This window comes from Actinomyces bowdenii (assembly GCF_017592395.1).
GTDB classification, from domain to species: domain Bacteria; phylum Actinomycetota; class Actinomycetes; order Actinomycetales; family Actinomycetaceae; genus Actinomyces; species Actinomyces bowdenii.
Map to the genome: position 1 here is coordinate 22,276 of NZ_JAGFOU010000001.1, position 12,278 is coordinate 34,553.

Genomic DNA, 12,278 nt, shown 5'->3' on the forward strand with positions numbered 1-12,278 from the left:
CATCAGGCCTGGATTCCACCCCTGGCCGATTGAAGATGTGCAACGAGGGCGGCGCCGCACATCTTCAGCCCAGCCCGGAGGAGCGATCCGACGGCATCATGCCGAAAAGTCAGGGCCGGCGGCTGACCGGAGCGCCGAAGATGTGCAGCTCGCGAGGGGAGGGCGGCCGCAGTCCGGATCGGTGTCCTCTCCAGGGCTGGGACCCGGGCCTCCGGGCGCAACCGCACGGAGCGGCCCGGTGCGCTCAGGCCCCTGCGACCGGGACGGCGCTCCTGTGCTCAGGCCCGGTCGGGCCCACCGCCCAGGGCCAGCACCTGGTCGCTCAGCTCCGGCCAGACCCGCTTGTGCACGGCGCTGAAGGGCTCGGCCCCCAGGAAGACCGCCTGGCGCCCCGCCACGGGATCGACCCACAGGAAGGAGCCGGACTGCCCGAAGTGCCCGAAGGTCCGCTCGCTGTTGGCCCCGCCCGTCCAGTGCGGCCGCTTGGCCCCGCGCACCTCCACCCCCAGGCCGAAGTCGTTGGGCGACTGGCGCCCGTACCCGGGAAGGACGCCGTCGAGCCCCGGCAGGACCGGGGCGCAGGCCCGGGCCGCGAGCGCCGGTGAGATCAGGCGGGGCTCGGCCAGCTCGCGGGCGAAGGCCGCCAGGTCGCGGGCACTGCCCTCACCGGAGTGGGCGGGCGAGCCGGGGATCATGACGCTGGCCATCCCCAGGGGCTCCAGGACGGCCGTCTCGATCCACGCCTCCAGGGGCGTGGCCGTGGCCTCCTCCAGCCGCTGCCCCAGGATCTCGATGCCCCGGTTGGAGTAGATGCGGCGCGTGCCCGGCTCGGCCAGGTGGGCATCGGAGTCGAAGGCGATCCCGGAGGCGTGGGCCAGCAGGTGCCGGATCGTGGCGCCCTCGGGGGCGGGCTTCCCGGCGGCATCGTCCAGGTCCAGCATCCCCCGCTCGACGGCGACCAGCGCCGCCCAGGCGACGATCGGCTTGGTCACCGAGGCCAGGGGGAAGACCTCATCGACCGCCCCGGCCTCGATGAGCGTGCGCCCACCGCCGGTGGCCACCAGGGCGCAGGGGAAGGCGAGGGCCTCCAGAGCGGGCAGGGCCCGAACGACCTCGGGCCCGCTCAGTGATGTCGACGATGCCGGCGATGCCAGCGATGCCAGCGATGCCGGCGATGTCGGTGATGTGCGGGGGCTCATGGCGGTGCTGCAGCTCCTGTCGTGGGGTCGTACGAGTCTCGCTGGGACATCCGCATCCCGCTGGCTGACATTTCGCCTGCTGAGCCGGCGGAGTGCGGGTGAGCCGGCACAACGCGGCCGGCCCGGCCTCAGTGCAGGGCCAGGCGCTGGGCGTGGAGGATCTCCAGGGTGGGGGCGGTCGCGGCGGCGCCCACCCCGAGCTTGGTGGCGATGATGCGGGTGAAGGAGTCCAGGCGGGCGCCCGCGTCCCGCAGGTCGTAGTAGTCCTGGACGAGCCGGTCGTAGTCGGCCAGGGCCTGCTCGTGGGCCTCGAGCCGCGGGTAGGTGTTGAGGCCGGTGGTGATCCCGCGGGGCAGTCGGGGCTTGTACTGGGGGTCCTGGTCGGGGTGGCCCACGATGAGCCCCAGCAGGGGGAAGGTCCGCTCGGGCAGGTCCAGGGCGCGGATGACGGCGGGCGCATCGCCCTGGATGGAGCCCAGGTAGACGGTGCCCAGCCCCAGGGACTCGGCGGCCACCACCATGGACTGGGCGGCGATGAGGGTGTCCTCCACGGCCTGGAGGAACACGCTCATGCGCTCCAGGGGCTCCAGGTCGGCACCGGCGCGCTGGCGGATGACGGCGTTGCGGTGCAGGTCGACGACGCAGAGGAGCAGCTCCCCGCGGGTGCCTCCCACGTAGGGCTGGCCGGAGGCGCCGTGGACCGCCTCGCGCACGGCGGGGTCGGTGACGCGGATGATGGTGGTCTGCTGCAGGAAGGAGGAGGTGGCGGCGTGGCGGGCCGCATCCAGCACGGTGGTCATGGTCGCCTCGTCCAGGGGCTCGTCGGTGAAGGCCCGGATGGTGCGGTGCGCCATGAGGGTGGCGATGGTCTCGTTGGTCAGGGGCGTGGTCTGCGGGGCGCGCAGCGGCCCGGGGGCGGCGTCGGTCGCGGCATCGGTCATGGATCCTCCTGTGCTCGTTCCCCGATCCTACGGCCCCCGTCCGGGCTCGGCCCTGGAGCGCCCCTGGCTCAGCCCTTGACGCCCCCGGCCTCCACGCCGCGGAAGAACTGCTTCTGGGCGGCGACGAACAGGATGATGACGGGGGTCAGGGCGATGATCGTCCCCGCCGCCACGACGCGGGGGTTGGAGCCGAAGGTCGAGTTGAGGTACTGCATGCCCACGGTCAGGGTGTACTTGGCGGGGTCGGACAGGACCACCAGGGGCCACAGGAAGTCGTCCCAGGCCTGGATGAAGGACATGAGCGCCACCACCGAGGCCATCCCGCGCACATTGGGCCACACGATGTGCCGGAGGCGCTGGAGGGTGGAGGCGCCGTCGATGGCGGCCGCATCGAGGATGGCCGTGGGGATGGCGCGGGCGGCGGTGGCCATGAGCAGGACGTTGATGGAGGTGATGGCCGTGGGCAGGAAGACGCCCGCCAGGGTGTTGGCCAGTCCCAGGGACTTCACGGTCAGGTACTGGGAGGTCAGGGTGACCTCCCCGGGCAGCAGCAGCGTGGACAGGATGAGGGCCATGAGCAGTCCCTTGCCGCGGAAGCGCATGGCCACCAGGGCGTAGCCCGCCATGGTGGCGAAGACGACGTTGGTGATGACCGTGGCCACGGACACCAGCAGGGAGTGCCAGGCGTAGGAGATGACGGGGATGGTCCGCATGACCTCCCCGTAGTTGGCCAGGGTGGGGTCCTTGGGCACCAGGTCGGGCGGGAAGGAGTAGATGTCCTCCATGGGGCCCTTGAGGGAGGTGGACAGCTGCCACAGGAAGGGGCCGACGGTCAGCACCATGATGAGGGCCATGAGGGCGTAGCGGGCCAGGACCCCCGCGAGGCTGGGCTTGTTGAAGCCGGTCTCGCCACGGCGCCTCCAGGGGCGCTCGATGCCGGCGGGCCGACGGCGCCGGGAGGCGGCGCTCGATGCGGGCGCCATCACTGCTCCCCCGCCTCGACGCGGCCGGCGGCCCCGGCGCCCCGCTGGGCCGCGGGGGTCCTCCGGGCGGCGCGGGCGCGCCGGCGCTGGGTCAGGGCCTCGCGGATCTCACCGCCCTGGTTGATCCAGCCCACCAGCGCCAGGGGGCCGATGGTCAGCAGGAAGAGGACCACGGAGATGGCCGAGGCGTAGCCCAGGTTGCCGTTGAGGCCCTTGCCGGTGAGCTGGATGAGCATGACCAGGGACTGGGCCTGGCCGCCCGGCCCTCCCGAGCCGTTGGTCAGCACGTAGATCTCGGAGAAGATCCGCATGGCGGCCACGGTGATGAGCGCGGAGATGAGGAGCATGGCGGGCCGCACCGCGGGCACCGTCACCGTCCAGAAGCGGCGCCACGCCCCGGCCCCGTCCAGGGCGGCGGCCTCGTGGAGCTCGCGGTCCACCGCGGTCAGGGCGGCGAGGTAGACCACCATGTAGTAGCCCAGCCCCTTCCACACGGTCAGGGAGATGGCCGAGAGCAGGATGAGCCAGCGGTCGATGAGGAACTCGATGGGCTCATCGGTCAGCCCGGTGAAGGCCAGGGACTCGTTGATGATGCCCCTGGTGTCGAAGACCCAGGCCCAGATGATGCCCACGACCACCACCGAGGCGATGACGGGGAAGTAGTAGGTGGTGCGGAAGACCGCGATTCCCGGCAGCCGCCGCTGCACCAGCAGCGCCAGCCCCAATGGCAGGAAGGTCAGCAGGGGCACGCAGACCAGGACGTAGACCAGGCTGGTGACCATGGCGTAGCCGAAGCGCTCGTCGGCCAGGAGCCGGGCGAAGTTCTCCATGCCGACGAACTGCGGGGTGCGCAGCGGGCGCGCATCGGTGAAGGACAGCACGACCGTGTTGAGGAACGGCCAGATCGAGAACACCACGACCCACAGGATCGCCGGTGCCAGCAGCAGGTAGGGCACGAACCAGCGGTGCGTTCTCATCGCGTGTCATTCTCCTGACGTCATGGGTGGGGCTGGGGAATCGCGGTCCGCCCGGCTCAGCCGGCCTGGTTGGCGTTGGCGTACTCCACGGACTTGTCCAGCGCCTCCTGGATGCCGATCTCGCCCTTGACGGCCAGGGCCATCTGCTGCTTGAGGTAGGTGTCCATGTCGTAGGTGAACTGGATGGGGTACTCCGGTCGCGCCTCGTCGATGACGGCGGAGGCCTCCGTGATGGCGGTCCTCTGCAGCTCGTTGTCGACGGCGTCGGTGAAGGCCTCGGGGGACTCGTTGCCCTCCCTGGTGCCGGGGAAGAAGCCCTGGGCGATCTTGAGGAAGGCGACCTGGTTCTCAGTGCTGGTGACGAACTGGGCGAAGGCCAGCGCCGCCTGCGGGGCCTTGGAGGCCTGGGAGACGCAGATGCCCTGGATGAACAGCGGCGGGTGGCCGATGCGCGGGGTGACCACCGACTTCTCCAGGACGGTGGGGGCGTCCTTGGCCATGTCCGAGGCGAAGCCGGCGGCCCCGGTGGTCCAGGCGGCCTTGCCCTGCATGTAGAGGTCCTTGTTGCCCAGGTAGTCGGCGTTGAGGGCCTCGGCTGGCATGGCGCCCTCCTCATAGGCCTTCTTGTAGCGCTCGACGACCTTGACGGCCTCGGCGGTGTTGAACACGAAGGCGCCGTCCTTGTAGATCTCCACCCCGGCGGCCGACAGGGTTCCGGTGCGCGGGACGTCGGAGATCATCTTGACCTCGCCGTTGGTGGCCTTGGCCACCGTCGAGGCCATCTCGAAGAGCTCGTCGAGCGTGGTGGGCAGCTTGGCGGTGTCCACGCCCGCCGAGGACAGCAGCTCGGTGTTGTACCAGTTGAGGTCGGTGCCCAGGTACCAGGGGTAACCGTAGTGCCCCTCGATCCCGGGGAAGGCGTAGGCCTCGGCGGCGGCCTCGACGTACCCGTCCAGGAGCGCCGCGTCGGCGGCCCCCAGGTCGGTGAGCTGGTCGACCTGGGCGAGCTTGTAGGCGAACTCGGGGGGAAGGTTGATGACATCGGGCAGCTCCCCGGAGTTGGCCTGCTGGAGGATCTTGTCCTCGTAGCCGTCCCCAGGCTGGTCGATCCACTTGACGCTCACGCCCGGGTGGGCGTCCTGGAAGGCCTTGACCAGGTCCTCGAAGTAGGGGGTGAAGCGGTCGTTCTTCAGCGACCAGGTCTGGAAGGTGATCTCGCCGGAGACGCTGCCGCCGGTGGATCCCGAGCCGCCGGCGGAGGACCCGGTCGATCCGGTGGATCCGGTGCAGGCGGCCAGGCCGGCGACGGCGCCCGCGGACAGGCCGAGCAGGACCCCGCGGCGGGAGACATGGCGGGAGACGTGGTGGGGGAGGTTCATCGGAGGGTTTCCCTTCGTCGTTGGAGGAAACTGCGGCGTCATTGCCTGGCTGGAGAATACTACATCGGTTTAGCAGTGCTGCAGAGGCCCTCCTTCCCATCCCTCCCCATTGCGATTCCCGCGCCCTTCACCCTGCGGTGGCCGGCTTCGCGCCGGGCGGCAGGGCCAGGGCCGGGGCGGGGCCCCGGGACGCCTCCCCGACCCACCGGTCGAAGAACTCCCCCGTCGGGGCGCTCAGGGAGCGGCGCGAGGGGCTGGCGCTGGGCAGGGTCATGGTGCTGGCGGCGGGCAGGCCGGGCCCCGCCCCGGGCAGGGCCCGGACGCGCTCGGCGGTCCGCCGGAAGGCCTCGCCCGCGGGCTTGATGCGGCCCGCGGAGTCGATGAGGCCCAGGGTGTGCTCCAGCTCGGGGAAGTCGGCCAGATCGCGGCTGACGTCGTGGGAGCACCACCAGGTGATGGCCTCCAGGCCCGGCGCGGGCGGGTGGCCGTCCAGGCCGGTGAGGCGGGCGATGGTCTGCTCGACGAAGCCGGGCGCCTCCTCAGGGGCGACGTGGGTGCTGGGCGCGCCGACCTCCTGGAGCCAGATGGGGCGGTCCGGCCCGCCCCAGGCCCGGGCCAGCTCCACCAGGTAGCGGGCGAAGAGCATCAGTGCCGGGTGCCCGGGCCCGTAGCGGGGGCCCACGGCCATGAACACCCAGGAGTGCACCGTGGTCATGTCGCCCAGGCCCACGGCGTGGGCGGGCTGGAAGGGGTGGGTGTCGTCGAACCACAGGTCGTCGTCGAAGCTGTGGGTCAGGCGGGCCTCGGGCCAGGCCTGCCGCGCCGCGCCCATGAGGGCGCGCGCCCAGTCCTGCGCCTGCTGGGGGGTCAGCTCGCTCCGGGCGGGGTGGCGGTGGGCGGCGAACTGGATGAACTCGTTGCCCAGGCTCAGCCCCTCGGCATGCGGGCGCCCGCGCAGCTCGGTGGCCAGCGCCCCCACCAGGGCGCTCTGGGCGCCCACCACCTCGGGGTCGGTGAACAGGTTGCGCCCGTGCCAGGTGGTCACCCATGAGGGCAGGAAGTCGAAGGAGGACAGGTGCCCCTGGAGGGCGTCCACGGTCACGCGCAGACCGGCGCGGCCGGCGGCATCGACCACGCTCAGGACGTCGTCGATGGCGCGGGGGCGGATGAGGCCGCGGTTGGGCTGCAGGAGGGGCCACAGCGGGAAGATCCGCACGTGGTCCGCCCCCAGGGCGGCGATGGCCTCCATGTCCTCGGCCACCAGGCCCGCATCGAGGTCCAGCCAGGAGTGGAACCAGCCCACGCGCGGGGTGTAGTTGACTCCGAAGCGCATCACCGCTCACCCTCTCCACTCACCGGCCGCCTGGGGCTCAGGCGGATCGTGGCCACGCCGAAGGGGTGCAGCTCGAAGGACCAGGCGCCCTGGTCCCCACCATCCCCACCGCTCTGCCGCCCCTGCGGGCCCTGCGGCCCCGCGGGCTCGACCCGCACGCCGAGCTCCGAGGGCGCCCCGTGCAGGTCGGCGCCGACCGCCCCGCCCATCTCGGGGGCGAGCAGGGTGACCCGGCTGCGGGCGCCGCGGGCCTCGTAGAGGCGCACCAGGACATCCCCACTGCCCTCCTCGGCGGCGTGGAGGGACTCCACGACCGCGCCGGTGGCCCGCACCAGGGGCGCCACCCGCTCCTCCAGGCCCGCCGGCCCGGCCCCGGCGGGCAGGGCGAGCTCGCGCACGGGCAGGTCCAGGCGGTAGGCCTCCTCGCGCACGGCGTCGGGGGCGGGGCAGGCCAGGAGGCGGAAGCCGAAGCGGTGCACGCCGCGGTCGGCCCGCGGGTCGGGGAAGCGCGGGGCGCGCAGGAGGGTGGCGCGCACCAGGGACCAGGTGCCCGCCCCCTGCCGGCTGTGGCGGGTGATGTCCCAGCCGTAGGTGGAGTCGTTGGCCACGCCCAGACCGCGGCCCGGCTCGCCCACGTGCAGCCACTTGTGGGCGCAGACCTCGAAGCGGTAGGCCTCCCAGGAGGTGTTCTCGTGGGTGGGGCGCGCCAGGTGGCCGAACTGGGAGCCGTAGACGGCGTGATCGGTGTGGACATCCACCGGCAGGGCGAGCTTGAGGACCTTCTCGCTCTCGCGCCAGTCCACCTCCGCATCCAGGCCCAGGACGCCGCTGCCCGCCCCCAGGCTCCACCGCAGCCAGGCGCGGGAGCGGCCGAAGGCGACCTCGACGACGACGCGCACCACGCCGTCGTGCTCCTCGACCGACTCCAGGCTCCCGCCCAGCTCGCGCAGGGATCCGCGGTAGAAGGGGTCGAGGTCCCAGGCGTCCCACTCATTGGGCAGGTCCTGGGCGATCTGGAGGACCCCGAGGCGCTGGCCGGGCGGGACGATCTCCTGCGCCGGGGTGCCGTCGTGGCGGGCCAGCAGGGAGTCCACGGCGCCATCGGGGGTGAAGCGGGCGCGCAGGAGGCCGTTGTCGATGATCACGCCCCCCTCGGTGCGCTCGATGGTGGGCGCGGCGCCCTCGGCGCCCCGGGAGGCCCGCGCCGGCAGGAGGGCCGCGCCCATGGGGGCGAGCCGCGCCCCGCCGTGGCGCCGCTCCACCGGTGCGGTGTTGAAGGCCACGATGGGGCCCGCCGCGCCGGCCCGGTGCGGACCATCGGGCTCGGCGGACTGCGCCGGCCCGGATGACCCGGCGGGCCCCCGAAGGGGGTCAGGGGCCTGGGCCGGGGCGCCGTCCTGCACGGGGATCCCCGTGGCCAGGGCGCGGCGCGCGGTCTGGGACAGGGACAGGGCGGTGGCGATGACGCTGTCCTGGGCTGCCCGCGCATCCTCATGGACCCAGGCGATGGAGGATCCCGGCAGGATGTCGTGGAACTGGCACAGCAGCGCGGTGCGCCACAGGTCGCGCAGGAGGGCGTGGGGGTAGCCCGTGGGAAGCAGGCCCCGCACCCAGGCGGTGGTGCACCAGGTCTCGGCCTCGCGCAGGGCGGCCTCGGCCCGGCGGTTGCCGCGCTTGGTGGCGGCCTGGGTGGTCAGGGTGCCGCGGTGCTTCTCCAGGTAGAGCTCCCCCACCCACACCGGGGCGTCGGGGTACTGGGCGCGGGCCCGGTCGAAGAACTCCCGGGGGCTCATGTGCTCCACGCGCGGTGAGCCCGCCAGGCTGGCGGTGCGCTCGATCCGCTGGAGCATCTCGCGGGTGGGCCCTCCCCCGCCGTCGCCGTAGCCGTAGAGGAGGAGCTCGACGTCGGCGCGCCCCTTGTCCTTGAAGCCGCTCTGGGCGCGCTCGAGCTCCTCGGCGCTGACCTCGGCGCCGTAGGTGTCGGCGGGCGGGAAGTGGGTGAAGACCCGGGTGCCGTCGATGCCCTCCCACCACAGCGTGTGGTGGGGGAAGTCATCGACCTGGTTCCAGCTGAGCTTCTGGGTCAGGAAGCTGTCGTAGCCGGCCAGGTGGGCCAGCTGGGGCAGGCTGCCGCTGTAGCCGAAGGAGTCGGGCAGCCAGATCTCGTGGCACTGGGCCCCCAGCTCCTGGCGGAAGAAGGCGGTGCCCTCGGTCAGCTGGCGGGCCAGGGACTCCCCCGAGGGCAGGACGGCGTCGGGCTCCACCCACATGCCGCCCACCGGCACGATGCGCCCCGCCGCGACATGCCGGCGCACCCGCTCGAACAGGGCGGGCTCATCGAGCTGGAGCCAGGCCAGGTGCTGGGCCGCCGGGAGGGCGAAGACCATGGGGGCGCCGTCGTCGAGCAGCCGCAGCGCATTGGCCAGGGTGCGGGCGACCTTGCGGCGGGTCTCGCGCACGGGCCACAGCCAGGCCGAGTCGATGTGGGCGTGGCCCACCGCCCCCAGGGTGATGGCATCGCCGTGGGCGGGGGCCTCCAGCAGCGGGGCGAGCATCGCCCGCACCTGGGCGGCGGTGCCCGGCACATCGGCCAGGTCCAGGTGGTCCAGGGCGCGCGCGAGGCCGGTGAGGAGCCGCCAGGCCCGGGGGGAGGACTCCGGCAGCACGCGGGCCAGGCCCTCCAGCACCTCGACGTCGGCCGCCAGGTCGCGCACCTCGTGGCGGACCTCCACCAGGGCGGCTCGGCGGAAGGTGTAGAGGGGCTCATGGGACTGGGTGGACCGGGATCCCTCCTCGGTGGGCAGGAAGGGGTGGACATCGAGCAGGAGGGGGTTGGAGGCGGCCTCCAGGTAGATCAGCGCGACGCCCTGCTCATCGATCATCCCCGGGCGCAGCGGCACCCAGCGGTTGCGGGGGTTGACCGCCTTGAGGATCTCCCCCGAGGCGCTGCGCACCAGGGCCTCGCACTGGAATCCCGGGGAGTGGTCGGCCCAGCCGAGGTCCAGGTCGAGCTCGAGGCGCTCCGGGTCCGGGCCGCCGTCCCGGAGGTGGGCCGGCAGGGCCACCCGCAGGCGGAACCAGGTGGTGCCCCAGGCCGGTCCCCAGGCCGCGGGCAGGCTCACGGGCCGGTAGGGGGCCTGGGGCGCCATGGCCCGCTGCGGGGCGATGGGCTCGCCCGCCCCGGGGACCCCGGCCACGGGGCCCTCGCGGTCCACCAGCTCCCAGGCCTCCACCTCCACCGGGGCGAGGTCGCGCAGGATCGCCGGGCGGATGCGCTCATCGAGGATGCGATCGATGTGCTTGAGGAGCATGGGACGGTTGTCGTGCACAGCGGCCTCCATTGGCAGACGATGAGCGGGAGCCGCGGGGAGGGGCTCGGTCTCAACCGCACCTAGACTAAACCGCATTAGTCATTCGGGCAAGAAGCCCTCCCTCCCGGGGCCGGCGATGACCACCGGCCCCCGCAATGGCCGCCCCAGTGGAATACTCCCACCATGGAACGCCCCACGATCCGAGACATCGCCACCGTCGCCGGTGTCTCCCCCTCGGCCGTCTCCTTCGCCCTCAACGGCCGCAGCGGGGTATCGCAGACCACCCGCCGCCGCATCCTGGCCGTGGCCAACGAGATGGGCTGGACCCCCAATGCCGCCGCCCGGGCGCTGTCGGCCTCCCGCGCCGGCGCCCTCGGCCTGGTCATCGCCCGCCCCAGCCAGTCCGTGGCCGCCGAGCGGTTCTTCTTCGAGTTCATCCTGGGCATGCAGGCGGCCCTGACCTCCGCCGGCGTGGCGCTGCTGCTGCAGATCGTCACCGATCCCGCCCAGGAGATCGCGATCTACCGCGCCTGGTGGTCCCAGCAGCGGGTCGACGGGGTGGTGGTGGTCGACCCGCGCCGCGACGACCCCCGCCTGGCCTCCCTGTCCGAGCTGGGCCTGCCCTACGTCCTGGTGGGCGAGCGCGACGAGGCCGGCATGCCCTCGGTCATCGGGGATGAGGAGGGGATGATCGAGATCGTCGTCGACCACCTCCTGGAGCGGGGACGACGGCGCATCGCCTACATGTCGGGCATGTCCACCCTCCTGCACACCGAGCGGCGCAGCGCCGCCATCGCCTCGCTGGGGCGCAGCCGGGGAGTGGAGATCATGGTCTCCACCGCCCCGGACTACACCGAGCGCTCCGGGGCCCAGGCCACGACCGAGCTCATCGCCGGGCCCCGCACCCCCGACGCCATCGTCTACGACAACGAGGTCCTCGCCGTCGGCGGGCTGGCCGCGCTGCGCCAGGAGGGGCGGCGGCCCGGGGCCGATATCGCCCTGGTCTCCCTGGAGGACTCCCCGCTGTGCCGGGCACTGAGCCCAGCGCTGACCTCCGTGCACCGCGAGCCCGCGATCATGGGCGACACCGCCACCCGCCTGCTGCTGGAGCACCTGTCCCAGGAGGGGGGCCGGGCCGTCCAGTGCGCCGCCCCGAGCCTGGTGGTCCGCGACTCCTCACCACCGGCGGAGAACCGGGCGTCCTAGGTGCGCCCTGCCGGCAGGCTGCGCACGGCCGGCGGGGCCCGGCCCCGGCCAGGGGCTCACAGCACCGGTCCGCCCGATGCGGCTAGGCTCGCCGGGATGCCCTTCTACCACCGCGCCCCCGCCGACCGCGGACCCCTGCGGCCCCTGGCCGACCAGACCGGAGCCCCCGTGACCCCGCTCCCGGGCACCCGCGGCCCCGGCGCCACCCGCCCCTCACCCGCCACCGCAGCCGCGGGCGCCCCCGGAGGCGGGGTGGGCGCCGGGGGCTACGCCGTCGTCGACCTGGAGACCACGGGCCTGTCCCCCACCACGGACGCCATCATCGAGATCGGCCTGGTCCTCACCGATGCGCAGGGCCGGGCCGAGCACAGCTGGTCCACCCTCATCGATCCCGGGGCGGGCACGGCGGTGGGCCCCACCCGCATCCACGGGCTGGTGGCCGAGGACCTCATCGGCGCCCCGGCCCTGGCGCAGGTCGCCGACCTGCTCGTCAGGGACCTGGCGGGCCGCGTCGTGGTGGCCCACAACGCCCGCTTCGACCTGGGCTTCCTCACCCAGGCGCTGGGCGGCCTGGGGCTGCTGCGGCGCGGGGCCCGCGTGCCGCGCGTGTGCACGATGGAGTGGTCGCGCCGCTTCATGGACACCCCCTCGCGCCGCCTGACCGCCTGCTGCCGGGCTGCCGGGGTGGCCATCGACCAGCACCACTCGGCCCTCGACGACGCCATGGCCGCCGCCGGGCTGCTGCGGCACTACCTGGCGGTCGGGGCCCGGCGCGGCGAGCCCCCCGCCTGGGGCCGGGCCCTGGAGGACGCCCGGGTATTCACCGGCTGGACCTGGGATGCGGACCGGGCCGATCGTGCCCGCGCCCTCCTGGTCGAGCGCCGTCGTCCGGGAGCCCTGCGCGACCCCCGGGCCCCCGGCTCCCAGCCCGGCTGACCCCGCCCCTGCA

9 protein-coding genes are annotated in these 12,278 nt (G+C 73.4%); 2 read left to right on the forward strand and 7 right to left on the reverse strand.

The window, feature by feature from the left end:
• Nucleotides 1–278 precede the first annotated feature (278 nt).
• From J5X07_RS00105 to J5X07_RS00135, 7 genes are all read right to left on the reverse strand, one after another.
• On the reverse strand, nt 279–1,199 hold the full coding sequence (locus J5X07_RS00105) for a serine hydrolase domain-containing protein (RefSeq protein ID WP_208478281.1): 921 nt from the start codon (nt 1,197–1,199) through the stop codon (nt 279–281).
• A gap of 128 nt (nt 1,200–1,327) precedes the next feature.
• Nucleotides 1,328–2,140 (reverse strand): NADPH-dependent oxidoreductase, encoded by an 813-nt coding sequence (locus J5X07_RS00110; RefSeq protein WP_208478282.1) that lies wholly within the window; start codon nt 2,138–2,140, stop codon nt 1,328–1,330.
• Between the two features lie 68 nt (nt 2,141–2,208).
• Nucleotides 2,209–3,123 (reverse strand): carbohydrate ABC transporter permease, encoded by a 915-nt coding sequence (locus J5X07_RS00115; RefSeq protein WP_208478283.1) that lies wholly within the window; start codon nt 3,121–3,123, stop codon nt 2,209–2,211.
• Nucleotides 3,123–4,100: a carbohydrate ABC transporter permease gene (locus J5X07_RS00120; protein ID WP_124932839.1), complete on the reverse strand. Its 978-nt coding sequence runs from the start codon at nt 4,098–4,100 to the stop codon at nt 3,123–3,125. Before J5X07_RS00120 ends, J5X07_RS00115 begins: the two co-directional genes overlap by 1 nt.
• A 56-nt stretch (nt 4,101–4,156) precedes the next feature.
• Nucleotides 4,157–5,479 (reverse strand): extracellular solute-binding protein, encoded by a 1,323-nt coding sequence (locus J5X07_RS00125; protein ID WP_208478284.1) that lies wholly within the window; start codon nt 5,477–5,479, stop codon nt 4,157–4,159.
• A 127-nt stretch (nt 5,480–5,606) separates the two neighbouring features.
• Nucleotides 5,607–6,812, reverse strand: coding sequence for a glycoside hydrolase 5 family protein (locus tag J5X07_RS00130; protein ID WP_243896171.1), 1,206 nt, complete (start codon nt 6,810–6,812; stop codon nt 5,607–5,609).
• Complete coding sequence (locus J5X07_RS00135) at nt 6,812–10,141, reverse strand: alpha-mannosidase (RefSeq protein ID WP_208478286.1); 3,330 nt, start codon at nt 10,139–10,141, stop codon at nt 6,812–6,814. The genes J5X07_RS00130 and J5X07_RS00135 overlap by 1 nt, the downstream gene beginning before the upstream one ends.
• Nucleotides 10,142–10,306: 165 nt before the next feature.
• On the opposite strand from J5X07_RS00135, the gene J5X07_RS00140 reads away from it, so the two are divergent.
• Together J5X07_RS00140 and J5X07_RS00145 are read left to right on the forward strand one after the other, a co-directional pair.
• Nucleotides 10,307–11,329 carry a LacI family DNA-binding transcriptional regulator gene (locus tag J5X07_RS00140; protein ID WP_124932842.1) on the forward strand — a complete coding sequence of 341 codons (1,023 nt, stop codon included), beginning with the start codon at nt 10,307–10,309 and terminating at the stop codon, nt 11,327–11,329.
• Between the two features lie 96 nt (nt 11,330–11,425).
• Nucleotides 11,426–12,265, forward strand: a complete 840-nt coding sequence (locus J5X07_RS00145; RefSeq protein ID WP_124932843.1) for a 3'-5' exonuclease — start codon at nt 11,426–11,428, stop codon at nt 12,263–12,265.
• Nucleotides 12,266–12,278: the final 13 nt, after the last annotated feature.

What these genes read in the sequence shown, in the direction of transcription:
- J5X07_RS00110 (WP_208478282.1), bottom strand. Translation starts at nt 2,140, where the DNA reads ATGACCGATGCCGCGACCGACGCCGCCCCCGGGCCGCTGCGCGCCCCG.
- J5X07_RS00130 (WP_243896171.1), bottom strand. Translation starts at nt 6,812, where the DNA reads ATGCGCTTCGGAGTCAACTACACCCCGCGCGTGGGCTGGTTCCACTCC.
- J5X07_RS00120 (WP_124932839.1), bottom strand. Translation starts at nt 4,100, where the DNA reads ATGAGAACGCACCGCTGGTTCGTGCCCTACCTGCTGCTGGCACCGGCG.
- J5X07_RS00125 (WP_208478284.1), bottom strand. Translation starts at nt 5,479, where the DNA reads ATGAACCTCCCCCACCACGTCTCCCGCCATGTCTCCCGCCGCGGGGTC.
- J5X07_RS00145 (WP_124932843.1), top strand. Translation starts at nt 11,426, where the DNA reads ATGCCCTTCTACCACCGCGCCCCCGCCGACCGCGGACCCCTGCGGCCC.
- J5X07_RS00140 (WP_124932842.1), top strand. Translation starts at nt 10,307, where the DNA reads ATGGAACGCCCCACGATCCGAGACATCGCCACCGTCGCCGGTGTCTCC.
- J5X07_RS00105 (WP_208478281.1), bottom strand. Translation starts at nt 1,199, where the DNA reads ATGAGCCCCCGCACATCACCGACATCGCCGGCATCGCTGGCATCGCTG.
- J5X07_RS00115 (WP_208478283.1), bottom strand. Translation starts at nt 3,123, where the DNA reads ATGGCGCCCGCATCGAGCGCCGCCTCCCGGCGCCGTCGGCCCGCCGGC.